Here is a 26,474-nt window from a genome sequence, read left to right as displayed (position 1 = left end):
CTTTACTTTGTCAGAGTTTGCTCAGATAATTGTGAAGTGATGCCATCATGTCGTATGCATCTTCCCATTTTACGTATTTTAGATCTTTCATCTTTTCGTACGCTGTATCAGATATTAGTCCCTTTTCATGTGCTAAATTGTATAAACTACCGGTGTATTTGTCAGCCTCATTTCTATATCCAGCATACGTCAAAAGTATATCCGCAGCTTCTTCCTTTGTAAGAGGCTTGTCTACAATGTATTTTTGCAGATATTGATAATTATCATCTATAAGCTGTGATTTATCTGGTATTGACCTTTTAATCATGTTTGATGCCATATAGTAAAATGATATGCTTTTTATGCTTTCATTAAGCTTAAAATCATTTGTGTATCCAGGTACTATAAGACCCCAATGAAGGGCAAATTTTAGCCCGTCAAAGGCCCAACTTTTCTCTAAAGCTTCTTCTACTTTAAACGGTTTAAGATACGCTCCTTGGCTTACTAATATGGACTGTATGTTCTTTATATCTTCTTCATTCTTTGCGATGGCTTCAAATGATTTGTCTTTGGCTATGGAGTACGCTGACGCTACGCCTGCTGCATCTCCTTCTGCCATCCCTATTGGTATCGTTCTGGCAGAGCCTGCTGCTAAGTGGCTGTAGGATGCTGACCGCCCTACTACTAAGAGGTTGTCTACCTTTTCTGGCACTATGCACCTAAATGGCACTGCATACTCTACAGGCTTCCCGTACACATACCCTGTGTCTTCCGGCGATGTTGCTTGTACGTCTACTGGATATGAGCCTATGGCTATCCTGTCGTAAAAGTCCCTATTGAATACAACATCGTTTATGTCAAGTGTGTAGTATCCTTTTATGTGCCTCGTCTCTCTTATATACAGTTCGTCTGCTGTGCCGTCAAGCTGCACTTTCTCAAATCCAGGGATGTTTTCTCTAAAAAATTGTACTATCCGCGGAAGCTCTTTCTTTGCCAGTTCCATTCCTCTTTCTATTGATGATTGATTAAGTCCGTCTACGCCGTATATCAAAAGTGCGTTTACTAATACTGTGCCATCATCTTGCCTGCCGAGATTAAGACCTCTTAGCCTAAGCATAGGCGTTGAAGGCTTGTAGTTTTTTGTGATAGATAGAAACCCGTTTGCAGATGTGTCGTTTATATACGTTTCTGGTATCTTTTTTTCGTATTTTATTATTTTTATTAGGTTGTCCCAGTCTATGCCTTTCAATCTAAATACAAGTGTTGATGCTTGTACTTTGCCTTTTACACCCATGTCTTCTGCTCCGATTGTGTAAGGCACACCTGCAGATGCTGCGACTGAAGCATCCTGTGTTGCGTCGATTATCCTTTTGCCGTAGTAGTTTACTTCTTTTCCGTCCTTCAATGCTGTTATGCCTATTATCTTGTTTCCGTCCATTATAGGCTTTTCAAATACAGTGTTGTACGACTGGGTAATGTTTGGAAGGCTCAAAAGCTTTGAGAATACTTCTTTTGCCTTTTTTACATCAAAGGAGTTTTTAGAGCCTATGCCTTTAAAAAACTCTTTAAATGTGCCTTGTGTAAGCAATGTGCCGTCAGGAGATACACTCATGTCTATTGTGTTTAACATTCCGTAAGTCATGAGGCCGCCAGGGCCATCATGCTTGTCAATTATTAATACTTTGGCGTCGTTTTTTGCGGCAGACCTTGCAGCAGCAACGCCTTCCGGTTCTGCTCCTACTACTATGACATCGTACTGACTTCCGTCTTTAGGAAGGTTAAGCTTTATAGGGTTAGGCAAATTTGAATTTTCCTCTATAACTTTAGCTTTAGTCTCCTGTGATGATTTTTTGTACTTTTCTACATAAAAATACCCGCCTACTGCTGTGATTATTAACACTGATATGATGAAAAGCGATATCACTGCCTTTAAATATTTCTTTTGCAAATTAGTCACCTCTATTCATGAAAACAGGCTATGCTTGCTTAGATATCTTGTACAAATTCCAAGGAATCTTATCGATAAGTCTTCCCTTGTATATTGAGTCAGAACCCATGAATATATAGCGCAAGTCCTGTTTTTGTGGGATATTCAATTTTATCCACAATATATTTTTGTCTATTATTGGTCTTGATGCTATAGATTTGAGAAGCGAATTATTGGCTTTTCTGTACTGATAGAGCTTGCCATTTACCAGTCCTAAATCGATCCTCTTTATGCTGTTATTGTAAAACAGCCTCATTTCGATGTTGTATCTTACATTTTTAGATATAGGCGACAGTGTTTGAACACCTATATACAAGTGATTATCATAGTAGAAGGAAGCAAGCTTTGTAAGATCAGCGCTTTTATAGATTTCTTGATCCAGAATTCCACCTGCCGGTATGCTTAAAAGCGAGAAAGGCATGTTTTTGTCGTATAAGTTTGGCTTTATTTCAACTTCTGGAATCGTAATGACAGGCTTTGTCCCGAAAAGCTCATTTTTCCTTACAAACGCCAATAAAAATGGCTCCATCACTTTTATCTGTGATGTATACTGCTTAATGGCTTCTTCTTTTTTAGCTTCTTCTTGCTTTGATAGAGGAATACTATGCCATACAGTGTTGCTGTCTTTCATATCTGTTGGTGGCAAAAGGGAATCATTTGGCATCAGTAACCATGGCACAGGCCATTGCGGATGATGAACTAAGAACATGTGCTCTTTTACGTTTAGATTAAGTGCGGTTATTGCATACCTTGTGAAGTTGCTTACAGCCCAGTGGTCGGGATGTACGTCATCTGCTAAAGGATAATAAATATCTGTAGGCTTAAATGACTTCATGATGTCCTGCAGCTCATTTTCTAAATTTTCACCTGTATATGCAACACCAGGTTTGTATACATCTTTATATGGAGAATATGCTACATTTGTTCCACCGCTAATCCTGGGTTTTCCGTTATCCCAAAAATCGCTCCATAGAAATCTTGTGCTACCATCAGCAAAGCCTAAAAATATCACGTCATTTTTTGGAAGCCCTAATACAGACATTGCGGCTAAACTTTCACTGTGCCTTTGAAGTCCAAGTTTATAAAAGTCTGCTGGCGTTGGATTGATGTCACCTGTAAAGACTTGAGCAGCTTTTTTGTAGCTTTCACCATCTGTTACAATTACTACTTTTATGGGTCTTTTCAATTCGATAGCTTTTTGTATGACACCTGCCATTCCCAATGATTCATCATCGGGGTGTGGTACGACTACAAGTATTCTTTGTCCCGGATCGTCGTTATTTGGAACAGGCTTTTTCTCTGTGAGATTGGCAAAAGTAGTTTTTAAATTCATGACGGATGCGATAATAATGGCAGTTATTAGCCCAAAAGTTATAAATATATACTTCCATTTGAATAGTTTCTTGTTCAACTTTAATTCCCCCTCGTATTTGTGTCATAATTGTAAGAAAATAATATCAAAACTTTATGAACAAATTGTTAACAGAAGATTAAAAAAAGATAAAATGGTGTTGCTGAGCAAAATATGATAAAATATTGTAAAAGCTGTTTTCCTCCGCCTCAAAACCAACAAGTTGGACACATGGCAGTTGGAATAGCATTTAACGATAATGAACTTCCGCTCTACCGAGATTACGATTTTACATATTACAGCGTTGGTGGTACAAAATATTACTTTGCAGAGACAACGAGTCCTGGATGGCTTATAGGGCAATTAAGCGATGATTCATTAGAGCAGACAGCTTATATTTATGCTGTATCATAAATAAATTGTAAGATAAATCGACATTTAATAAAATAAAGAAATTTTCAGGAGTGATACAATGAGCGATAGTTTTAAAAGACTTACTCCAGAAGAGGCATTGGAAATAGCCAATAAAAGTCAAAGAGGCAAGTTGAAGATATTTTTAGGATATGCGCCTGGTGTAGGAAAGACGTATGCCATGCTTGATGAGGCAAACAGAAGATTAAAAAGAGGTCAAGATGTTGTCATCGGTGTTGTAGAAACGTATGGAAGAAAAGAAACTGAGGCGATGATAGGTGACTTAGAGATAATACCTAAAAAAGAAATCATATATAAAGGTACTGTACAGTATGAGATGGATCTTGACGCTATATTAAAGAGAAAACCGCAAGTCGTTTTGGTAGATGAGTTGGCACATACGAATGTCCCCGGCAGCAAGCATAACAAAAGATATGAAGATGTAGAGGAAATACTGCAAAATGGAATAAACGTTTTGTCAACTTTGAATATACAACATTTAGAAAGTTTAAATGACACTGTAAAACAGATTACTGGTATAACAGTGAGGGAGACGATTCCCGATACAATAGTTAATAATGCTGATGAAATAGAAGTCATAGATGTAACGCCTGACGCTCTTCAAAATCGATTAAAAAGAGGCGAGGTGTACAATCTCGATAAAGTTGATCAAGCGTTAAAAAACTTTTTCCGCAAGGGAAATTTAAATGCGCTAAGAGAACTGGCACTCAGACAGTCTGCCGATGAAGTTGATGAAGACTTGGAGCAATACATGAAGGAACACGGCATACAAGAAAATTGGGAAACAAATGAAAAGATAATGGTATGCATAAGTTTTAATCCGCTTGTAAAAAAATTAATAAGGCGGGGTGCAAGAAGAGCACACCGCTTCAAATGCGAATGGATAGTCGTGTATGTAGAATGCACAAATATTTTCGCCAAAAAGCCAACTAAAAAGGATATGGAGGTATTGGAAAGCCATTTTAAGCTTGCTAAGCAGCTTGGGGCTGAAGTAGTTGTATTAAGGGGCAAAAGCGTATCAGAAGAACTGCTTAAATTTGCCAAAGAAAGACATATTACACAGATTATAATGGGACATTCAAACAGAAGAAAATGGGAGACGCTTTTAAGAGGATCTACGGTGCTGAAACTAATAAACTCGGCAAAAAACATTGAAATACATGTTATTCCATATAATTAAGCAAAAGACAAAAATTGTACCGCTATTTGAGGTTATCAAGAGCGATATTTAATTCTAATACATTTACTCTTGGTTCTCCCAATATGCCTAACTGTCTCCCTACAATATGCTCGTTAACAAGATTTTTTAATTTTTCTTCAGATATGTTACGAGCTTTAGCTATCCTTGGTATTTGTATAAGTGCAGCGTCGATACTTATGTCTGGGTCAAGACCGCTTGCTGATGATGTAATAAGGTCGGATGGAACGGCGGTATTTGATTTAAGGCCATTTTCTTTTCTGACTTGCTGTGCTAATTTTTTGACTTTTTCAATTAGCAACTTATTTGTAGGACCAAGGTTTGAAGCTGATGAGGACGTTGCATCATAACCGGTTTCGCCGGCAGAAGATGGACGTCCGTGAAAATATTTTGGGTCGCTAAATTGTTGACCTATTAAAGATGAGCCAATGACTTGGCCATCTTTGTAAATCAGACTTCCATTTGCTTGATGTGGGAAAATTAATTGTGCTATCCCTGTAATAGCCAGTGGATATAGTAAACCTGTAAAAACAGAAAAAACAATAAGAAGCATTATGCTTTTTAAAATGGCATTTTTAATCATGTCTAATCTCCTTTCGGCATTTTACACTTGATTAGTGAACTAATCCTAAGAAAGTGATGATCATATCTATTATTTTTATGCCTACAAACGGTACTATAAGCCCACCTAATCCATATATAAGCATGTTTCGCTTAAAGATTGCTGCAGCGCCCAGCGGTCTGTATTTTACACCTTTTAATGCCAATGGAATAAGTGCAATTATAATAAGTGCATTAAAGATTATAGCTGATAAAACAGCGCTTTCAGGTGTTTTTAAATGCATGATGTTTAATACGCCTAATTGAGGATATGTAGCTGAAAACATAGCTGGTATTATTGCAAAATACTTTGCTACATCATTTGCGATGCTGAACGTAGTCAATGCACCACGTGTCATAAGCAACTGTTTGCCGATCTCAACGACTGCTATTAATTTTGTAGGGCTTGAATCTAAATCTACCATGTTTCCTGCTTCTTTAGCGGCTTGTGTTCCTGAATTCATAGCGACACCAACGTCTGCTTGAGCAAGTGCAGGAGCGTCATTCGTGCCGTCACCTGTCATTGCAACTAAATGCCCATTTGCTTGATATTCCTTTATAAGGCTAAGCTTTGTTTCAGGTTTTGCCTCTGCAACAAATTCGTCCACACCTGCTTCGTCTGCTATAGCCTTTGCAGTCATTGGGTTATCGCCTGTTATCATTACAGTTTTTATTCCCATTCTGCGTAAATCAGCGAAGCGTTCTTTAATGCCACCTTTAACTATGTCTTTTAGGTGTATTACACCTAATACTCTTTCATTTTCTGCTACTACCAAAGGAGTACCGCCATTTTGTGCAATCATTTTAACTGCGTTTAAAACTTCTTCAGGCATATTACCGCCTTTTTCTTTCACATAATTTTCTATGGCATCGATAGCGCCTTTTCGTATTTCCTTATTGTTGTTTATGTTTATTCCACTCATACGAGTCTTGGCTGTAAAAGGTATGAATTCAACATTTAATTCTTTTAAATTGTGCTCTCTTATACCATATTTGTCTTTTGCTAAGACTACAATGCTCCTGCCTTCTGGCGTCTCGTCAGATAAAGAGGACATTTGAGCAGCCATTGCCAATTCATTTTCTGTCACACCTGGAGCGGGAATAAATTCTGTAGCCATTCTATTGCCAAATGTGATTGTACCTGTTTTATCCAGTAAAAGCACGTCTACGTCACCTGCAGCTTCAACGGCGCGACCAGACATAGCCAATATATTCTTTTTTATGAGCCTGTCCATGCCTGCTATGCCAATTGCGCTTAGTAGTCCTCCTATTGTAGTTGGTATGAGGCAAACCAGCAATGCAATGAGAGTAGGAATCGATATTTTTGTTCCTGAATAAATCGCATAAGGCTCAATTGTGACTGTGGCTAAAAGCAGTATTATAGTGAGTCCTATAAGCATAATCGTCAATGCAATCTCATTTGGCGTCTTTTGCCTTTTTGCACCTTCTACAAGGCTTATCATTTTATCAAGAAATGATTCACCTGGATCTGAGGAAATTTTTACTTTTATCCAGTCTGATAAGACTTTTGTACCAGCAGTTACAGAGCTTCTGTCACCGCCAGATTCTCTTATGACAGGTGCAGATTCACCAGTAATTGCACTTTCGTCTACAGATGCTACACCTTCAATCACTTCTCCATCGCCTGGTATTATATCACCAGCTTCAACCAGGACAATGTCACCTTTTTTAAGAGTAGAGCCCAACACTACCTCAGTTTTATCACCTATTAATTTTTTTGCTTTTATATCTTTTCTTGTCTTTCGAAGTGCATCAGCTTGAGCCTTACCTCTGCCTTCAGCTAAAGATTCTGCAAAATTTGCAAACAAGATGGTAAACCACAGCCAAATTGAGATTTGCAAGTCGAAATTTCTTTCAGCACTTTTACTTATGAAGTCCACGATCGTTATTATAGTCGTCAATATTGAACCTATTTCAACGATAAACATTACAGGATTTCTGAAAAGTGTTGCAGGATTTAATTTTTTAAAAGCATTTTTAATGAGTTCTTTACTATTTATATTCATTCGCGTAGATTCTTTTTTGCTCATATTAATACCTCCATGGTTAGAACAATCTTCCAGCATTCATCAGCAATTGTTCGATTATTGGGCCTAAAGAAAGAGCTGGGAAAAATGTTAAAGCACCAATTATAAGCACTATTCCCACTAAAAGGACTGAAAATAATGCATTGTCAGTAGGAAATGTTCCTACACTGACAGGAACAATCTTTTTATTTGCCAAGCTTCCTGCAATGGCCAGCGCTGGTATGATGACGCCAAACCTACCAATAATCATTGCGATTGAGGTGATTAAGTTGTAAAAAAGTGTGTTAGAGTTAAGTCCGGCAAAAGCACTTCCATTATTTCCTGCTGCCGAAGCAAATGCGTACAATATTTCACTTAAACCATGTGGACCATGATTTAATAGGGAACTTGTACCAGCTTTTGTAACCGATGCAATAGCACTTCCTATAAGTATTGTGGAAGCCGGTATTATGATGGCCAATATTGACATCTTCATCTCGTATGATTCTATTTTTTTACCGATGTATTCAGGTGTTCGTCCTACCATAAGACCTACGATAAAAACTGCTAAAAAGGCATCTATTAGCATTGAATAAAGCCCGGAGCCAACACCTCCAAATATGACTTCTCCAAGCATTATTTGAAGCATTGGTATTAGTCCACCTAAAGGAGTCATACTGTCTAAAGAAGAATTTACGGCGCCACAAGATGCGGCTGTTGTGACTGTTGAGAATAATGAAGAACCAGCTATTCCAAATCTGACTTCTTTTCCTTCCATAGCAGATGGACCAGTTATATTTATGTGGTTTATAATTGGATTGCCGGTTTTTTCTGAATAATATGTCGTACCCAACATGATGACAAATAAAATAAGCATGGCACTAAAAATAGCCCATCCTTGCCTTGTGTTTTTTACCATTTTACCAAATGTATATGGCAATGAAGCTGGTATAGCAAGTATTGCCAGCATTTCTAACATGTTTGTAAGTGGCGTTGGGTTTTCAAAAGGATGGGCGGAATTTGCACCAAAAAAGCCTCCTCCGTTTGTTCCCAGCATTTTAATTGCTTCCTGAGAAGCCACAGGACCCATTGCTATGACTTGCTTTAGACCTTCTAATGTATGTACTTTAATATAGCTGCTAAAGTTTTGTATTACTCCCTGTTGTGTAAGGAGTAAAGAAAGAATTAATGAAAGAGGCAAAAAAATCCATATTATTGATCTTGTGATGTCTACCCAAAAATTGCCTATATCTTTCGTAGAATGTCGCATTATACCTCTAATTAAAGCAATCGCAACAGAAAGTCCGGTAGCAGCAGATAAAAAGTTCTGAACTGTAAACCCTAACATTTGAGTTAAGTAACTTACGGTTGTTTCACCACTATATGCTTGCCAGTTTGTGTTTGTTACAAAGCTTACTGCTGTATTTAAAGCAAGATGCCATGATGAAACTCCAGGTAATTTTTGTGGATTTAATGGCAATTTGCCCTGCGATACGAGTAGAATAAAAAGAAAGATCATGCCTAAAAAATTAAATATAACCAGCGACAAAGCATACTCCTTCCAATTCATTTCATGGTTTTCATCTATACTTGTAATTTTGTAGACAAATTTTTCGATTGGTTTTGCCACAAAATCAAAGAATGTATGTTGATTCGTAAACACCTTTGCTATATACGAACCAAGTGGAATTGTAATTATCACTAAAAGACATATAAATATTAGCATTTGTAAAATATCATATATCATACTAATCCTCCCTGACACTTATCATAGTTCATCAGCTTTTAATAGCATGTAAACCAAATAAAAAAGTATTACAAGTGATATTATGCCACCTAAAGTAAATTCAATATTCACTGCCAATTCCTCCTTAAAAATAAAATAATCAATGCTTTTAGGCATGAGTAAATTATAATACAGGGGAAAATAAAACAAAAGTTTCATTAAATTTTCATTAAAAAATTATCCATATTATCAAATCCCTTTATATTAAATTATCTCACTAATACACATAATTATCACATTTTTTCACGTTTTTTCGTAAGAATTCTTTATTGACTTTATATTTTCTGAAAATTATACTTTAACTATTAAAAGGTGAAATATATGTAGGTAGGTGTATTTAATGTTTAAGACGTTAAAAGGCAAGATATCGATTGTGTATTTGGTGCTTGTCGTACTGGTATTGATAGTCGGAATAATATCTGGCATTAATATGTATTATTTAAGCAAAACTATAGATGGTTTAATGATTGATAACTATAAAAGCATAAAAGCTGTTAATTTGATGAATGAGGAATTAGAAAATCAAAACAATGCCATACTTACATTTATATATGAAGACAGGCAAACTGCCATAAAGCAATTTAATCAGGACAATTCGGTATTTTACAATTGGTACAATGTAGAAGCAAACAATATAACAGAAAAAAATGAAGGCAATTATGTCGATGAGATAAAAAGTGCGTATGTGAATTTTACGACAAGCGTTTCATATTTGCAAGGGATGCCACCAGATGATAAAGTTGGCATGTTGAACTATTATAATATGAAGATAAAGCCTAACTATGAACATATAAAAGATCTCTTAAATTCCCTTGCCAAATTAAACGAAGATGCTATGTTTAAGAAAAAGACTAATGCGACGTTGGATGCAAAAAATTCAATGTACACAATTTTGTTAGTTACACTTTTAGCAGCTATTTTCGGATTCATAATATCTTTAATATTTACCAATAGATTTTTAAAGCCAATGGAATATTTGATAAAATCTATAAGGGAAGTAAAAGAAGGGGAACTTGATCAAGTTATATCAATTAAGACGGATGATGAATTGGGTAAATTAGCAGTAGAATTTAATAACATGATAAGAAGACTTAAGCAATATGAAGAAAGTCAATTAGGCAAGATAATTGATGAGCGCAACAAGACATTGTCTATAGTAAAAAGTATAAATGACCCTTTGTTAGTGCTTAATTCAGATTATAAAATAATATTATTAAATGGTGCGGCGGAAGAGTTATTTGGAATCGAAGAAAAAAATGCGATTGATAAGCATTTTCTTCTGTCTGTTAAAGATGAGAAGCTTTTTGAGCAAATAAATGCAATTGTTGATTCAAAATTTAATATTAACAAGGTTGAGCAGGTTAAATACGGTGATAAATATTATGATGTTACAATCACCCCAATAAAAAATTATAAATCGGAAATATCAGATATACTGTTGGTTTTTCACAACATTACTGAGTTTAAGGAGTTAGATCAAGCAAAGGACGATTTCATATCGATAATTTCACATGAGTTTAAAACACCGTTGACATCCATAATGATGGGTACAAGCATGATTTTAGAAGAAAAAATAGGTGCGATTAATGATAAACAAAGAAGTACACTCGTGGCAATCGAAGAAGAAAGTGAAAAGCTTACTGAATTGGTTAATGAACTAATCGAACTTACTAAGATTGAATCTGGCAAAGAGATGTACAACTTTAAATGTTGTTCTATATTTGGAATAGCGCAAAATACTGTAAAGCCTCTATATAATATTGCAAACGAAAAAGGTGTAAATCTTACTAATACAATTGACGAAGATATGCCATGCGTATATGCCGATCCAGAGAAAATAACGTGGGTCTTAAACAATCTCATAACAAATGCTTTGAAGTACACTGATGCAGGTGATGATATTACAATCAGTGCGTCGGTTGATGGCGACTTCATGCAAATTTCTGTTAAAGATACTGGTGCAGGTATACCGAAAGAATACAAAGATAAAATTTTTGATAAGTTTTTTCACGTACAAAATGATGATGAATTTGAGATTAAAGGTACAGGATTAGGACTTGCTGTCGTAAAAGAGATTGTAGAGGCTCACGGTGGAAAAGTATGGTGTGAAAGCGATATAGACGTAGGAAGCAATTTCATGTTTACACTTCCTATATGCGATGAAAGAGGGTAAATTTTATGAAGAAAGTTTTAGTTGCAGATGATACTAAGAATATTAGAATGCTTCTTACTACTTGCCTTGAATCAGAAGGATATAATGTTATAACGGCTAAAGACGGTGAAGAAGCGCTTAAAATATTAAAAAATGGGGATGTAGAGCTTGCGTTTATAGATATTAAAATGCCGCTTTTAAGTGGCACCGAAGTTTTAAGAAAGATAAGGTCTTGTGGGATAACAACGCCGGTCATAATAATAACGGCATTTGCCACGATAAAAAATGCGATTGAGTGCACAAAATTAGGTGCTGTAGAATATATACAAAAACCATTTACTGTTAAAAGAGTTAAATCTGTTTTGGAAAAAATGATTGATGAACATGAAAAAACGAAAGAGAATGATACAAATAATTTAATAAACGAAATAGAAAACTTAATTGATAATGATAATTTCATCGAAGCACTGGACATGCTTAAAAAATCTAAGGTCAATCCAGACGATCCGAGATTTTACCTTTTGTACTATAAGATATACGATGGCTTAGGTGATAAAGAAATGTCTGACAAATTTTTGAAGGCATATAAAATTTTCAATGAAGGCTAAAGTATGAAATTATAAAGTTGTCGCAAAGAAAAATTGAAAATGATCTTATGGAGAAAAACGAAATTTTGAATACTATAACTGTAAACTGTAGTTACTGATCTACTTACAGGTATATACAATAGGCGTTTCTTTATGGATGTACTTGAAAAAGAAGTAGAAATGACAAAAGGGAATAAAAAGCCTTTTTCGCTTATCATGTTTGACTTGGACCATTTTAAAAATGTCAATGATTATTTTGGACATGCAGCAGGTGATATGGTACTAAAAAGAGTCGCTGAAATTGTAAAAGAAAGAATACGCAAAACCGATTGCTTTGCTAGATGGGGTGGAGAAGAATTCATCATCCTTTTGCCTGAGACTTCTTTAAGTAATGTTTCAGATATAGCAGAAGTATTGAGACTTAAGATCAGCACTGAAAAATTTGACGATGTTGGCAATGTGACAGCAAGCTTTGGAGCGACTGACTTTAAAGAAAGCGATAATATTGATACAGTACTCTTAAGATTAGACAATATGCTTTATGAAGCGAAAAATAATGGACGAAACTGCGTGTGTGCCGGGTAAGGTAGAAACAGAAGAGAAAGTTGGTTAATTGGTTAACCTGCTTTCTCTTTTTAATGTGCTCGTGGTATAGGCGATAACTTGGCAGTGAAAGTCCGCTGAGGGCTTGGTAGTGTGAACCACTATGTGGTGTCCAGCATGAGGCGGAACATGAAGTAGCTATATAATACTATTGATTATTGATAAGCTTTCATAAGTTCAGATACTGTCACAAAAGAATATCCTTTAGATCTAAGTTTTGTAATTATCTGTGGCAATGCTGCTAATGTTTCTGAATTGCCTTCATGCATAAGAATGATTGAGCCAGAAGATGATTTTGATACAATTGTATTAATTATATTTGGTATTCCGGGCCTTTTCCAATCATCTGGATCAACAGTCCAAAGCACAACATGAAGTCCCAGTGCATTTGATATTTTCACGAGAGTATTATTGAACGCTCCATATGGAGGTCTAAATAAATCGGGTTTTACTCCCGCTACGTTGACAACAATTGCCTGCGTCTTATAAAACTCGTCAATCATCTGCTCAGGTGGCATTAGAGGCATATATTTATGACTGTATGAATGAATACCTATTTCATCGCCGTTTTCTGCAATATATTTAAGTAAATTAGGGTTTTTTTCCGCCATTTTTCCTACAACAAAAAAAGTCGCCTTTATATTTAAGCTTTTTAAAACATCTACATATTTTTTAGTAAACTCTTTTGAAGGTCCATCATCAAATGTAAGCGCCAGCAATTTTTTGGCTTTTTTGTTACTGCTGAATATAGGAGTATTAAGAGGTATTGGGCTTTCAAAGAGTTCGTTTCTATTGCTTCTGTCCACCAGCGACAATATGTCATTGTCAGGTATTGCGTTTGATGATATTATAGATGTAATTTTACTTGTACTACTTTTACTCGGATATTCTGTAGTAGCAACAACAGTTGTTATTGGCTTGTTGCTTGTTTTTTTAGTCTTTATCTTAGATACAATTTTAGCAGATTTGACACTGCTTGCGGAATTATGTTTGACAAATAAGCTTTTTCCATAAAAAAGAGTAAATCCTATTATTACTAATAGCAGAAAAAGTAAGATAGCTGATTTTTTTGACTTAATCAATGTCATCATTTATCACTCCGATGCGCTAAACAAAAGATTACTCTTATAGCATAAACCAAATCACTCTAAAAATCAATTGTGAACCTATTCCATCCTATAGAAGATGGAACTTGCTACCATATATAGGACTAGAGATTTCTGTGAAGCCTTCGTTAAAAATACTTTATTGGGCAATTAACAAAAAATTGATGTCTTCTATAAAAATTTTAACAGTTTTACCGATAAAAAAATAAAAAGATTGGAGGTGAAAATATGGCAAGCTATCTTGATACAAGTTATATGTATATGATGTATCCTTATTACAGCGACTACAGCTATCTTTTTAATACGAGCAATCCATTGACTTCACTATCAAATATTTCTTCTGACAATATATCTCAAATCGCACAGCAAGCATTGTACACAGATATGGAGAACCAACAGTTGCCAATGCAATCGACAAATGCCCTTGTCATGCTGAATAGTTACGCAAATAATTTAAATGAAACGGCGTCACAGTTGCAACTTACATCGCCTGATAATGTTTTTAACCAGATGGTCGCTACATCCAGTGATCCAAATTCCATAAGTGTATCAGCTCAACCAGGTGCAACTGCTTCTACCTATAGTGTTACTGTAAATCAGCTTGCCATGGCACAACAGAACAATGGGACAAGTTTGTCAAGCAATAGTGTTACAAGCCTTACACCTGGAACATACAGCTTTACAGCACAAGTAGGTGGGCAACAGTATAATATATCTTTCAATGTCAATCAAGGAGACACTAACCAAACTGTCTTAGATAATATGGCTCAAGCAATTAACTCTGCAAATATAGGGATTACAGCCATTGTAAATAACAATCCATATCTTGGTACGAGCCAGTTAGAAATAAATGCAAATAATACTGGAACAAATAATGCATTCACGTTGACAGATGTCAGCGGCAATGCAGTTTCATATACTGGCGCAAATACAGTAACAGTAGAAGCAACAAACGCAAATTATACTATTAATGGAGTAAGTGGTACATCTCAAACAAATACCGTCAATGTTGACAATAACAACTTGACCATGACATTTAATAAGACTGTAAGCAATGCTACAGTGACAGTGGCGCCTGATACGCAATCCATAAGCGACAGCATAAATAATTTTGTCAATGACTACAACGAGATGTTAACATATGTGAATCAGAACCAGCAATATATAAGTCCTCTTGTTGCTTCAGAGCTTACTCAAAGTTATGAATATCAGGCATCAAATTTACAAGCCATTGGAATTACTCAAAATCCAGACATGACTCTTTCGATAGACCAAAATACTTTAAATAATGCAATACAGAACAATTTTAGCACTGTACAAGCAGCCTTTGCTGGATTTGATGGATTGGCTGTAAATGTAGGTCAATTTGCTGGGCAAATAGCTGAAAGTCCTCTTACAGACTATGCAAATGAAACGATGTCTTTAGTCAATAACAATATGGGAATTTATGATTCAACTGGAATGCTTGATGCGTCATTAATTCAAACAATGCTGATGCCATCTGGTCAATTTATAAATTCATTAATTTAACAATAAATATAAGAAATTTCCCACCTCTAAAAGATGGGAAATTTCTTATATAGCATAAAGATTTAACGATTTAAATGAAAATTTCGTATATACCCAAAAAAACAATTAAAATACCTGAAACTAATGGTGCATAACTGCCAAACGCTTTGGCTAAGTAAGTATTGCCTATGATAAAACCCAAAAGAATGGATAATAAACTGAAAATAATTGTTAATAATGTAGTAAAATATATGTTAAGTCCTGTAATGCTTGCTCCAATTCCTAAACCTAAATTGTTTATTGTTAAACCAAAAGCAAGAATAATAGATTCTTTCATATCTATATATTTTAAATTATCATTTCCTTCTATTTTTGAATTAATCAGGATTTCGTAATTATTCTTAAAGTCAAAAGTATCTGTTTTCCGTTTCTTATAATAGTCTAAAATAAACCATAAGCCTAACATAATAAGTATAAGACTGCCAGCAATATTTGATATGTTTGATGGTAAAAATCTATTTATACTATAGATGAGAAAATTAGCTTACATAAATTACCATAATAAACTTACATGAAAAAATTTAATAAAAAATAGAGACAAATGCTCACTTCTATGGTATTAATATGTTGTTGCACTATAACAATATTAACCGTAGGAGTGGAGCAAATGTCTCATAATAAAAGAATAACAGAAAATTCATCAATAATCCAGTACTTAATGAAATTAAATTTTGCATTATATTTTACTAAACCTGTTATTCGCCATATTGTAGAATTTATAATTGCTGCCACTCAAAAGGGTTATAGTGGTACTGTTACTGATATAGTTAATTTAAGCTTTGCTAATTGCCATAGAACTACCTTTGGCAAATTCTTAAGTCAAGGTGTTTGGAATATAGAGTATGCATGGAGAGCTATAAGGCGGGAAGTTATTCGTATTATACTTGAATTATCACAAACTTGCAAAAAGCCGATATTTGTGATTTTTGATGATACTATTGCTGAAAAAACTAAGCCTTCGTCACAGGCTAAACATTCTATCCAGGCAACAGGATTTCATCAATCACATTTAAAAGGAAAGCAAGTTTGGGGACATCAGCTTCTTACCATGATGCTATCATGCTAATTGGTTCTAGTATAGCGATTATGCCAATAGTGTATAAGCTATTAAAACCATATCAGAGGAAAAGGCTTTTATCATTTATAAATCCTAACCTTGATCCTTTAGGTGCTGGATATCATGTTATACAGTCGATTATATCTGTTGGATCAGGTATGTTTTGGGGTGAGGGATTATTTCATGGAACAGAGACACAGTTGTTTTTTTTGCCAGAATCACAAACAGATTTTATTTTTTCAGCGTTAAGCGAAGAATTAGGATTTATTGGTTCAGCAACTTTGATTTTACTATATAGTTTGTTGCTATACAGAGCTTGGAAGATAGCATACAATGCTAAGGATAAGTTTGGAAGACTAATTTCGATTGGAATACTATCAATGTTTGCGTTTCATGTCTTTGAAAATATTGGGATGGCAGTAGGCATAATGCCGATAGCAGGGATACCTCTACCATTTGTTAGCTATGGAGGCACTTCTCTGATTGTCAATATGATGTCAATAGGCTTGCTGATAAATATTGGCATGAGGAAAAATAAAATTAACTTTTGAACAGATTATTTTAAATAAATTTTTACACATTGTTCATAATTTTTTCACAAATAGACTATATAATTATACTTGAAAGTTAAAGCCTCTCCTTGACCTCCCTTATTAATAATAGCAGCCCGAAAAATTTTGGGCTGCATTTTACTTTTTAATATTATTTTCTTACAAAAAGTTAACAAATTATTCAACAATTTTTTAAAACTAACGTGTATAATTAATAGTTAAGTACTAATTTATATTTTTCGCTGGAAAGGAAGGATATGATGAAAAAGAAATACATTGCCATCATTGTTGCTTTAGTCCTTATTGTTGGCAGTACAGCTTATTATTTTGCAAAAGTAAGAAACACTCAGAAGACATCAGAAGCTCCATACGCCACAGTAACAAGAGGAAACATAGTCATGCATATAGACGGTTCAGGAAATCTTGATGTGGATAAAAGGGTGATAACGTTAAAAGGCAATGGAACAGTGGCAAAAGTTTATCACAAAGTTGGAGATAAGGTAAAAGCTGGTGAGTTACTTTATCAAATAGAAGATGACAATTTAAACGAACAGGTACAAAATGCTCTTGTAAGTGTACAGCTTGCTCAACAGCAGCTTGATAATGATACTAAAACATATAACGATACTGTGTCAAATCAAAATATTGTATCGCCATATTCAGGAATTGTTGATAGTGTAAATGTTTCAACAGGACAGAACGTCAATCCTGGAACAACTATAGCTACAATTGCCGATTATTCCAATGCGACTGTGAGAGTGCCGTTTAATGGTTCACAGATAGATGATATAAAAGTTGGTCAGACTGCAGATATATATTTATACGACTCTTTCGCAACAGTAACAGGCACTGTGACAGATGTTTCGACGCAAGCCATACCTGTCAATGGAGCACCGTATTACTATGTAACGGTGACATTGCCAAATCCAGGTGCATTGACTGATGGAAGTAAAGTGCAAGTGACAATACATACAAGTGCTGGTGATGAAAGAGCGATTCAAGATGGTACACTAAGTGTCAAGACAACTAATATAGTTTCATCAAAGATACAAGGTACTGTAGCAAGCGTCAATGTAAAGCAAGGACAAAAGATAAATGCTGGTACGATATTAGCGACGTTGACAACTAATGTAGATGATACGGCGATAAAAAGAGATCAATTGAATCTGCAGCAAGCTCAAAATAACTACAATAACCTGCAAAATCAGTTAAATAATTTAAGTATATATGCACCGATTGATGGCGTCATCATTTCACAAAATATAAATGAAGGAGACGAGCTTGGCTCAAATTCTTACAGTGCATCTGCAAGTAGCGGCACAGGTTCAAATGCAAACAGCGGTAGTGGTGCCAACAGCAGTGGTAATGTTGCTGTAAGCAGTTTGTCATCACTGACAAGTCAAGCAGAAACAGCCGTAATAATTAATGATAGCAATTATTCGGTAGATGTACCTATAGACGAAACCGATATTAGCAAGATTAAAGTTGGACAAAAAGTCACTTTGACGACAGACGATTTACCTGGAGAAACTTTTGATGGAACAGTAACGGAAATATCGTCTATTCCAACGATACAAAATAATGTGGCGTCTTATGATGTAACTGTATCGCTGCCTTATACAGATAAGTTGAAATTAGGACAAACAATGAATGCTTCGATAATCGTGGCAGAGAAGGATAATGCGCTTCTATTGCCAATTGAAGCGGTTCAGACTAATGGGAATAACAAATACGTGATATTATATGATGAAAATAATTCGAATAACAGTAACAGAAGAAGAAATATAAGACAAGTTCAAACAGGCCTTTACAACGACAAATATATAGAGATAGTAAGCGGATTAAACGAAGGTGATAAAGTATTGATATTTGGTGCTGCGGCAACTTCGTCAAATGGCAATAACAATCGCACTGGTTTTGGCGGATTTGGCGGCGGTGGCAATTTTGGCAGTAGAAGCTTTGGTGGTGGATCAGGAGGAGCCGGTTTTATAGTGAGACAACAATCTGGTGGGAATAGGAGTAGAAATTAGCTATGGAGAATAACGGCAAATTAAACAAAAATGTCATAACCATGAGAAACCTGTCAAAGATATACAAGATGGGAGACAACGAAGTAAGAGCTTTGGACAACATAAACTTAACTGTCGACGAAGGAGAATTTGTGTCAATAGTAGGACCATCAGGCTCAGGAAAATCTACATTGATGAATATAATAGGGTGTTTAGACGTAATGACAGAAGGAGAATACTACCTAAACGGAAACGACACAAGCAAGCTAAATGAAAACAAACTGGCTGAACTAAGATCCAGCGAAATAGGGTTCATATTCCAAAGCTTCAACCTGCTTCAAAAACTTACAGCATTAGAAAATGTAGAACTTCCAATGATATACAAAGGCATACCTGCAAAAGAAAGGTACAATAGAGCAGTAGAGCTCCTTACCATGGTAGGTCTGGAAAAAAGAATACACCATAAACCTACAGAATTATCAGGAGGACAGCAGCAGAGAGTAGCAATAGCAAGAGCCTTAGCCAACAACCCGCATCTTATACTGGCAGACGAACCGACAGGAAACTTAGACTCCCAAAGCGGCAAAGAAGTCATGAAAATAATAAAAGAATTAAACGAAAGAGGCAACACCATAATACTCATAACCCACGACATAAACGTAGCAAATCAAGCAAAAAGGACTGTAAAAATAATGGACGGCAAAATATATGAATAAAAGGAAGTGCGTAGAATGGCATTGATGCAGGCAATAAAAATGTCCTTAAAAAGCATAATAGACAACAAACTAAGATCATTTCTTACCATGCTTGGAATAGTAATAGGCGTAATGTCAGTAATAGGACTGGTAAGCTTAGGACAAGGAGCCACAGAAGGAGTAACATCACAGATAAAAAGCATGGGGTCAAACCTGATAATGGTATCAATAATGGGCAGGGGTATGGACACATCCTTGTCCTACAGCCAAGCCATGTCAATAGGAGACTCACCGTACATATCGCAAATATCCCCAATAATGAGTGCCAACGCATATGCCAAATACGGTGACCAATCATACGAAGAAAACATAAGCGGAGTAAACGAAAACTATGCCACACTGAGAAATTTAAAACTTGCTGAAGGTAGGTTCATACTATCAATAGACAATGACATGAGGCAAAAAGTAGCAGTAATAGGCAGCAACGTAGCCAGTGACCTATTTGGATTCACAGACCCATTAGGCAAAACAATACAATTGGATGGAAACAACTTCACAGTAGTAGGAGTATTAGCATCAGGAGGATCATCAATATCAAACTCCTATGATGACTCAATATTCATCCCGATAAAGACGATGTTCGTATTTCAGCGAAACAGAGGAATAACTCAGATATACCTAAGCGCATCATCAGAACAATACGTAAACATAGCACAGTACCACGTAGAAAACATGCTAAACACCATATTCAAAGGCGACACAAACGCATACAGAATATTAAACCAATCAGACCTATTATCAACAGTAAACAGCGTCAGCAACACACTGTCCATGATGCTGGGTGGAATAGCAGGCATAGCATTAATAGTAGGCGGCATAGGCATAATGAACATAATGTTAGTATCAGTCACAGAGAGGACGAGAGAAATAGGCATAAGAAAAGCATTAGGAGCTAAGAAAAGGGACATACTGCTGCAGTTTATGATAGAATCGTTGACCATAAGCGGAGTAGGAGGAATAGTAGGAGTAATCTTTGGATTTATAGCATCGTATCTGATGGGACACTTTATGAACATGACAGTAAGTCCATCTGTAAATACGATATTAATATCATTCTCATTTTCCCTCTTAATAGGCTTATTCTTTGGGATATATCCTGCAAACAAGGCAGCGGGGCTTAAACCGATTGAGGCTTTGCGGTATGAGTAAAGAATGGCAATGGAAATAAACATTAACAAAAAATATACACTTATTTAACAGTTTGTTAAAAATTTTGGGCTATAATGAGTTTAAAATAAAACATAAGGAGGATTTTTTATGACAGGGAAAAGCAAAAAAATCATAGCGACTGCTGTCATAGGCACGGTTCTTTTGACATCAATAGCCTTTGCGGATACATCAACATCATCTTCACAGGCTAATTCAAATGCCTCAACAAGCCAGACAGTTAAGACAAACAAAAAGTTTGACCCAATACAAACTTTAGAAAATCTCAAGACAAAAATTGAAGAGAAGTATAATCAAGGCAAGATTAGCCAAGATGAGGAAAACAAGATTTTGACTAAAATAAATACTGCTGAGCAGAAGATAGAAGATTTTAACAATATGACTTTAGATCAAAAAAAGCAAACGCTTATTGATGATTTTACAAATATCGTTAATAATCAAGTAAAGAATGGCAAGATTACACAAGACAAAGCTAATACTCTTATTAAGAATTTTACCGATAAAGTCAATAAATGGGATGGGAATGGCTATCCACAATTTGTTACACGTTATTTGAAGAAGTACATGGGTGTGGTACACGAAAGATTTAGTTTTATGGGAAGATTTAAAAAAGTGCTTGATGAAGCAGTTAAGAAGAATCAAATAACATCGACGCAAGAGCAACAAATACTTAATGACTTAAAAGGAAGCAAAACAAATACTCCTAAAAGCACCACGACAGTAAATTCAGATGCTTCTAATACATTATGATAATAATAATGATTACAAAGGACATAACATAATTAATATAACCTCCCTATAAAGCAGCCTAACATTAGGTTAGGCTGCATTTTTAAAATACAGAATGATTGTAAAAAGAGGTAATCAAAATGAGGTGTCCTAATTGTAAAAGTAAGAATGTCGGTAAAATTGGAGGCAATTTATTTTTCTGCAGAGAATGTTTTTGTGAAATTAAAGTAAAGGAAAATAAATTCATAGTAAAATTGTACGATCAAGAAGGACGTATTAAAAAAGTACAGTACGTAACATAAAGCTGAAGGGTACACAAAGTTGTGTACCCTTAGTTTGTGATAAATTATTGACATATAAAGAAATTAATTATATCATATATAATGAACATATGTTAATTATAATTTAAGTGGTGATAGAATTGGAAAATGTATCTTTACAAAATTTAATAGATTTTTTAAAAAAGACTGGTGTAAAAATCACATTAACCAGATTGATACTTTTAAAGATATTTACAAACAATCCTTATGTTCATTTTGATTTCAATAGTTTACTGAAGATTGTCAAGAAAGAAGATCCCAATTATGGCATAGCGACTCTTTATAGAAATCTGGACATGTTGATTAAAAAAAATATTATTTCTGCCAATACAATCAATAATGTAAAATATTATGAGTTAATTACACCTCAAAAGGGCAATATTCCCATACATTTGATTTGTAAGCATTGTAACAATGTAGAAGAGTATTCAGATTATGAAATCATACAGTTTCTAAATTTAGTAAAAGATAAATATGGATTTGATATAAATTATGGCAGCATTAATGTATATGGTATATGTAAAAAATGCAGAGAAAAACTCAAAGAATAAAAAATTAATAGTAGCATCTCTATAAAATATAAGAGCTACTATTAATAAAATTGATTTTAGCTTTGTGTTCTTATACTTAAGCTTATTAAACCTGCTAAAATTGGTATGATTGCCATTAGTAAAATTGCTGATGTAACACCATTAAAGTCAATGAGTATTCCAAATAAACCTACGCCAAGACCACCTATTCCTGTTCCAAATCCAAGTGCCAAGCCAGAAGCCATTGCAGCATTTTTGCTCAGCAAACTTTGAGCAAGCACTGTAGTAATTGAGAATGATGCTAAAAGCTATTTATGTAGAATGTCAAGCTAGAGTCTTTGTAGATATTTATGTCATACAAAGATTTGGAGAGAAGAAATTTTTTAAAATATTATTGACATATGACAAAAACGGTGGTAATATATAATTGTGAAACGGTCATAAGACCAAAATAATTTAAAGGAGTGGTTTATATGCCAAGAGGAGACGGAACAGGTCCAATGGGCTATGGTCCGATGTCTGGAAGAGGTATGGGATTTTGCTGTGGGCATGGTGCTCCAGGATATATGAGTGGACATGGTATACACAGAGGATATAGAAACATGTATTACGCAACTAAAGCACCGTTTTGGGCAAGATATGGAAATGCTGTTGACGAGAAATCTTACCTTAATGCACAAGCCCAATACCTTAAGGACCAACTTAAATATATAGAAGACAGATTGAAGGATTTAGACGACGAAGACAAAGATAACAAGTAATATTATGAAAAGCTGGTGGCAATCATTGCTGCTGGCTTTATTTTTTTGAAAGTGAATATAAAAATTTATGCATAATTATTTTAGTTTTTATGAATATAAATGTATCAGAATAGCATAAATGAAATTTTTACTTTTTAAAAAATTATTTTGAATAATTTATTGCATAATTAACTGACATAGTTTAAACTTAATTTTGGAAGATGTTTCATTGATATAATATCTTGTTTATATAAGACTGTAGGAGGCAATTATAATAATGTTTGTTGGCAACAATAAATTAAGAAGCAGATTAAGCGTAAAAAATATACTGGGAATCCTCTTTGGCACTTTTATTTATTCAATTGGAATTAATACATTTATCGTACATGCAAGACTTTTAAGTGGTGGTGTATCTGGTATTTCTCTAATTGTACAGTATTTGACAGGACTTCCTGCCGGATACACGATTTTCATGCTTAATATACCATTGCTTATTTTAAGCTACAAAAAAATAGGTTCTCGATTTACTTTCTATACGATATTAGGTACAGCTTCTCTATCTGTTTTTTTGATATTAACTCAGTTTTTAGATAAATTAATCAATTTTGACGATCCCATATTATTATGCCTTTACGGTGGTGTACTTACAGGTGCAGGCATGGGAATAGTATTTGCTAATCATGGCTCAACTGGTGGACTTGATATAATATCTGTATTAGTAAAGAAAAAATATGAGAATTTTGAATTGGGTAAGACAAACCTATATATTAATTTTTTCATAGTCTTGGCTGGAGCCATATTTATAGGGCTTAAAAGTGCTTTATACACACTTGTTTCAATGTCAATAAATTCGATTGTGCTGGATAAGACGATAAATGGGTTTAACAGGCGAAAGATGCTTTTTATAATTACAAATGATGAGGAAAAGATTAGCAATGCAATCATGAATGATTTAAAAAGAGGTGTTACGTTTATTCAAGCTGAAGGTGCATATACAAAGACTAATCGCAGAATACTGTATTGCGTTGTATCACTTTCACAAATTCCATATATTAAACATCTAGTTTACAGCATTGACAGCAATGCATTTATATCAATTTTAGACGTTTCTGAGGTAAGAGGGAAAGGATTTATGGACGATTTATTTTAGCAAAATTTCATTGTTGAATATTTAACAAAATAGGTATATAATTTTATTATAAATACTAAGCCCAAGGGATTTACTGAGGGCAAGGGAAGGAGAAATCAATATATGGATAGGCAAATTGCAGATTTTATTGACGACGAGAAGATAAAAGCGGCTTTAAAATATGGTGAAGGTGCATCAAAAGATGAAGCACTGAGAATCATTGAAAAAGCCAAAAATTTGAAAGGTATTACGCCTGAAGAAGCGGCAGTTCTTCTAAATTTGGAAGATGATGAGCTTCTTGATGAAATGTACAAAGTTGCAAGATATATTAAAGAGCAAATTTACGGCAACAGAATAGTCATATTTGCGCCACTTTACATTAGCAATTATTGTGTTAACAATTGCAGGTATTGCGGTTACAAACACTCCAATGAACAAGAACGCAAAAGACTTACTATGGATGAGGTAAGGCGTGAGATAGAGATATTGGAGGAAATGGGACATAAAAGATTGGCGGTTGAGGCAGGTGAGGATCCTGTAAATTGTCCTATTGATTATGTCTTAGATGTGATTAAGACAATTTACGATACAAAATTGAAAAATGGCAGCATAAGGAGAGTCAATGTAAATATTGCTGCTACCACTGTTGAAAATTATAAAAAGTTAAAGGATGTAGGCATAGGGACGTATATATTATTCCAAGAGACTTACCACAGGCCCACATACGAATATATGCATCCTACAGGGCCAAAGCATGACTACGATTATCATACAACTGCCATGGATAGAGCCATGGAAGCGGGTATTGATGATGTAGGCTTGGGAGTCTTGTATGGACTTTATGACTACAAGTACGAGACAATAGCACTTTTGTACCATGCAAATCATCTTGATGAAAAATTTGGTGTTGGACCACATACTATATCTGTTCCAAGACTTAGACCTGCTTTAAATATAACGTTAGATGAATACCCATATCTGGTGTCTGATAAAGATTTTAAAAAGCTTGTAGCTGTAATAAGGCTTGCCGTACCGTATACGGGAATGATCTTATCTACAAGAGAACTTCCTGAATTTAGAGAAGAAGTTATAAGCGTAGGCATATCTCAGGTAAGTGCTGGTTCTTGTACAGGTGTAGGTGGCTATTACGAAGAAATATCAAGGAAAGAAAGTACGAAACCTCAGTTTGAAGTAGGGGATCATAGGACGCCAAATGAGATATTGAGAACACTATGTGAGCAGCATTATTTGCCAAGTTATTGTACAGCATGTTACAGAATGGGGCGTACTGGCGATAGGTTTATGAGCTTTGCTAAATCAGGACAGATTCACAATTTCTGTTTGCCAAATGCTATACTTACATTTAAGGAGTTCCTTTTAGATTACGGTGATGAAGCTACAAAGGCTATAGGTGAAGAAACGATTGCTGCAAACATAGAAAATATTCCTTCTGATAAGGTAAGAGAAGAGACGAAAAATAGACTCAAACGGTTAGAAAATGGTGAAAGAGATCTGTACTTCTAAAAAAATCCGGGTTATCCCGGATTTTTTTACAGAGAAATTTTAATATTTTTGTTGACATATGACAAAAATAATTATATATTTATAATTGTATATGACGTATGTTTGAAATGTTGAAAGGATGGATGTTTAAATGAAGATAGCTGTTGCTACTGATGGAAGAAGCGTTTCAATGCATTTTGGACATTGTGAGGGATTTAGGATTTTTAATGTGGAAGAAAATAAAATAGTAAGTGCCAATTTTATTGAAAATCCAGGACATAGACCAGGATATTTGCCGGAATTTTTGAAAGACAAAGGCGTTGAATGCATCATTTCTGGTGGAATGGGTTCAAGCGCAATAGATTTGTTTAATTCTTACGGCATTGATGTCATTACAGGTGCGTCTGGCGATGCTGAAGATGTGGTAAAGAAATATATTGATGGATCTTTGATATCTACAGGTAGTGCATGTGAAAAACATGAACATGAAGGACACTGTGAAGACTAAAAATATAAAAAATAATATGGCCGCAGGATAATTCCTGTGGCCATATTAAATGAATCAGCAAATTGTATATTATCAATGTGCAAAACTATCATTAGGAAC

General features: G+C 34.9%; 24 protein-coding genes and 2 pseudogenes. 18 read left to right on the top strand and 8 right to left on the bottom strand.

Going from position 1 to position 26,474, the window contains the following annotated elements:
* Positions 1-10: 10 nt before the first annotated feature.
* Both ACZ42G_RS10055 and ACZ42G_RS10050 read right to left on the bottom strand, forming a co-directional pair.
* Complete coding sequence (locus ACZ42G_RS10055) at positions 11-1,927, bottom strand: FAD-dependent oxidoreductase (RefSeq protein WP_464850322.1); 1,917 nt, start codon at positions 1,925-1,927, stop codon at positions 11-13.
* A 28-nt stretch (positions 1,928-1,955) separates the two neighbouring features.
* Positions 1,956-3,377, bottom strand: a complete 1,422-nt coding sequence (locus ACZ42G_RS10050; protein WP_464850321.1) for a PIG-L deacetylase family protein — start codon at positions 3,375-3,377, stop codon at positions 1,956-1,958.
* A 114-nt stretch (positions 3,378-3,491) separates the two neighbouring features.
* Between ACZ42G_RS10050 and ACZ42G_RS10045 the strand changes: the two genes are divergently transcribed.
* On the top strand, positions 3,492-3,731 hold the full coding sequence (locus ACZ42G_RS10045) for a hypothetical protein (RefSeq protein WP_085113732.1): 240 nt from the start codon (positions 3,492-3,494) through the stop codon (positions 3,729-3,731).
* Between the two features lie 58 nt (positions 3,732-3,789).
* Positions 3,790-4,929, top strand: a complete 1,140-nt coding sequence (locus ACZ42G_RS10040; protein WP_085113731.1) for a universal stress protein — start codon at positions 3,790-3,792, stop codon at positions 4,927-4,929.
* Positions 4,930-4,951: 22 nt separating this feature from the next.
* On the opposite strand, the gene kdpC is transcribed toward ACZ42G_RS10040, so the two are convergent.
* Genes kdpC through kdpA form a run of 3 tightly spaced genes read right to left on the bottom strand, consistent with a single transcriptional unit; the run spans position 4,952 to position 9,321 of the window.
* Complete coding sequence (gene kdpC / locus ACZ42G_RS10035; RefSeq protein WP_464850320.1) at positions 4,952-5,530, bottom strand: potassium-transporting ATPase subunit KdpC; 579 nt, start codon at positions 5,528-5,530, stop codon at positions 4,952-4,954.
* A gap of 31 nt (positions 5,531-5,561) precedes the next feature.
* Complete coding sequence (gene kdpB / locus ACZ42G_RS10030) at positions 5,562-7,598, bottom strand: potassium-transporting ATPase subunit KdpB (RefSeq protein ID WP_085113729.1); 2,037 nt, start codon at positions 7,596-7,598, stop codon at positions 5,562-5,564.
* A 16-nt stretch (positions 7,599-7,614) separates the two neighbouring features.
* Positions 7,615-9,321, bottom strand: coding sequence for a potassium-transporting ATPase subunit KdpA (gene kdpA / locus ACZ42G_RS10025; protein ID WP_464850317.1), 1,707 nt, complete (start codon positions 9,319-9,321; stop codon positions 7,615-7,617).
* Between the two features lie 379 nt (positions 9,322-9,700).
* On the opposite strand from kdpA, the gene ACZ42G_RS10020 reads away from it, so the two are divergent.
* The 3 genes and pseudogenes from ACZ42G_RS10020 to ACZ42G_RS10010 all read left to right on the top strand — a co-directional run.
* On the top strand, positions 9,701-11,533 hold the full coding sequence (locus ACZ42G_RS10020) for an ATP-binding protein (RefSeq protein WP_085113727.1): 1,833 nt from the start codon (positions 9,701-9,703) through the stop codon (positions 11,531-11,533).
* Positions 11,534-11,538: 5 nt separating this feature from the next.
* Positions 11,539-12,120 carry a response regulator gene (locus tag ACZ42G_RS10015; protein WP_045410556.1) on the top strand — a complete coding sequence of 194 codons (582 nt, stop codon included), beginning with the start codon at positions 11,539-11,541 and terminating at the stop codon, positions 12,118-12,120.
* A gap of 90 nt (positions 12,121-12,210) precedes the next feature.
* Positions 12,211-12,684, top strand: a pseudogene (locus tag ACZ42G_RS10010) (GGDEF domain-containing protein); the annotation flags it as partial.
* A gap of 173 nt (positions 12,685-12,857) precedes the next feature.
* Here the strand turns inward: ACZ42G_RS10010 and ACZ42G_RS10005 are convergent.
* Positions 12,858-13,793 carry a polysaccharide deacetylase family protein gene (locus ACZ42G_RS10005; protein WP_085113725.1) on the bottom strand — a complete coding sequence of 312 codons (936 nt, stop codon included), beginning with the start codon at positions 13,791-13,793 and terminating at the stop codon, positions 12,858-12,860.
* A 243-nt stretch (positions 13,794-14,036) separates the two neighbouring features.
* Between ACZ42G_RS10005 and fliD the strand changes: the two genes are divergently transcribed.
* Positions 14,037-15,338, top strand: a complete 1,302-nt coding sequence (gene fliD, locus ACZ42G_RS10000; protein ID WP_085113724.1) for a flagellar filament capping protein FliD — start codon at positions 14,037-14,039, stop codon at positions 15,336-15,338.
* 70 nt (positions 15,339-15,408) lie between these two features.
* Here the strand turns inward: fliD and ACZ42G_RS09995 are convergent, their stop codons facing one another.
* The gene (locus tag ACZ42G_RS09995; RefSeq protein WP_350494222.1) at positions 15,409-15,783 is read right to left on the bottom strand and encodes a manganese efflux pump; all 375 of its coding nucleotides are present in this window, start codon (positions 15,781-15,783) and stop codon (positions 15,409-15,411) included.
* Positions 15,784-15,984: 201 nt separating this feature from the next.
* Between ACZ42G_RS09995 and ACZ42G_RS09990 the strand changes: the two are divergent.
* The 8 genes and pseudogenes from ACZ42G_RS09990 to ACZ42G_RS09955 form a co-directional block, all read left to right on the top strand.
* Positions 15,985-16,434, top strand: a pseudogene (locus ACZ42G_RS09990) (IS701 family transposase); the annotation flags it as partial.
* Positions 16,435-16,436: 2 nt separating this feature from the next.
* Positions 16,437-16,985 carry an FtsW/RodA/SpoVE family cell cycle protein gene (locus ACZ42G_RS09985; RefSeq protein WP_464852158.1) on the top strand — a complete coding sequence of 183 codons (549 nt, stop codon included), beginning with the start codon at positions 16,437-16,439 and terminating at the stop codon, positions 16,983-16,985.
* Positions 16,986-17,245: 260 nt separating this feature from the next.
* Positions 17,246-19,015: an efflux RND transporter periplasmic adaptor subunit gene (locus ACZ42G_RS09980; protein WP_464850314.1), complete on the top strand. Its 1,770-nt coding sequence runs from the start codon at positions 17,246-17,248 to the stop codon at positions 19,013-19,015.
* A gap of 2 nt (positions 19,016-19,017) precedes the next feature.
* Positions 19,018-19,710, top strand: a complete 693-nt coding sequence (locus ACZ42G_RS09975) for an ABC transporter ATP-binding protein (RefSeq protein WP_014759209.1) — start codon at positions 19,018-19,020, stop codon at positions 19,708-19,710.
* A 15-nt stretch (positions 19,711-19,725) separates the two neighbouring features.
* The gene (locus ACZ42G_RS09970) at positions 19,726-20,898 is read left to right on the top strand and encodes an ABC transporter permease (RefSeq protein ID WP_435619909.1); all 1,173 of its coding nucleotides are present in this window, start codon (positions 19,726-19,728) and stop codon (positions 20,896-20,898) included.
* Positions 20,899-21,006: 108 nt separating this feature from the next.
* Positions 21,007-21,666, top strand: coding sequence for a hypothetical protein (locus ACZ42G_RS09965; RefSeq protein ID WP_464850313.1), 660 nt, complete (start codon positions 21,007-21,009; stop codon positions 21,664-21,666).
* A gap of 119 nt (positions 21,667-21,785) precedes the next feature.
* Entirely contained in the window at positions 21,786-21,947 is a 162-nt protein-coding gene (locus ACZ42G_RS09960) for a hypothetical protein (RefSeq protein ID WP_168170207.1), read from the top strand.
* A 110-nt stretch (positions 21,948-22,057) separates the two neighbouring features.
* Positions 22,058-22,516, top strand: a complete 459-nt coding sequence (locus ACZ42G_RS09955) for a Fur family transcriptional regulator (protein ID WP_274894067.1) — start codon at positions 22,058-22,060, stop codon at positions 22,514-22,516.
* Positions 22,517-22,572: 56 nt separating this feature from the next.
* Here ACZ42G_RS09955 and ACZ42G_RS09950 read toward each other — a convergent pair whose 3' ends face one another.
* Positions 22,573-22,761, bottom strand: a complete 189-nt coding sequence (locus ACZ42G_RS09950; protein WP_045410552.1) for a hypothetical protein — start codon at positions 22,759-22,761, stop codon at positions 22,573-22,575.
* A 207-nt stretch (positions 22,762-22,968) separates the two neighbouring features.
* Between ACZ42G_RS09950 and ACZ42G_RS09945 the strand changes: the two genes are divergently transcribed.
* From ACZ42G_RS09945 to ACZ42G_RS09930, 4 genes are all read left to right on the top strand, one after another.
* Positions 22,969-23,256, top strand: coding sequence for a DUF5320 domain-containing protein (locus tag ACZ42G_RS09945; protein ID WP_085113488.1), 288 nt, complete (start codon positions 22,969-22,971; stop codon positions 23,254-23,256).
* 256 nt (positions 23,257-23,512) lie between these two features.
* Positions 23,513-24,385 carry a YitT family protein gene (locus tag ACZ42G_RS09940; RefSeq protein ID WP_085113489.1) on the top strand — a complete coding sequence of 291 codons (873 nt, stop codon included), beginning with the start codon at positions 23,513-23,515 and terminating at the stop codon, positions 24,383-24,385.
* Between the two features lie 102 nt (positions 24,386-24,487).
* A complete protein-coding gene (gene hydG, locus ACZ42G_RS09935; protein WP_085113490.1) occupies positions 24,488-25,888 on the top strand; it encodes a [FeFe] hydrogenase H-cluster radical SAM maturase HydG in 1,401 nt (466 codons plus the stop codon).
* 130 nt (positions 25,889-26,018) lie between these two features.
* On the top strand, positions 26,019-26,375 hold the full coding sequence (locus tag ACZ42G_RS09930; RefSeq protein ID WP_464850311.1) for a NifB/NifX family molybdenum-iron cluster-binding protein: 357 nt from the start codon (positions 26,019-26,021) through the stop codon (positions 26,373-26,375).
* The last annotated feature ends 99 nt before the right edge of the window (positions 26,376-26,474 follow it).

The organism is Thermoanaerobacterium calidifontis (assembly GCF_055381745.1).
The sequence above is the reverse complement of the archived record's forward strand: the minus strand, read 5'-3'. Positions and strand labels throughout refer to the sequence as shown.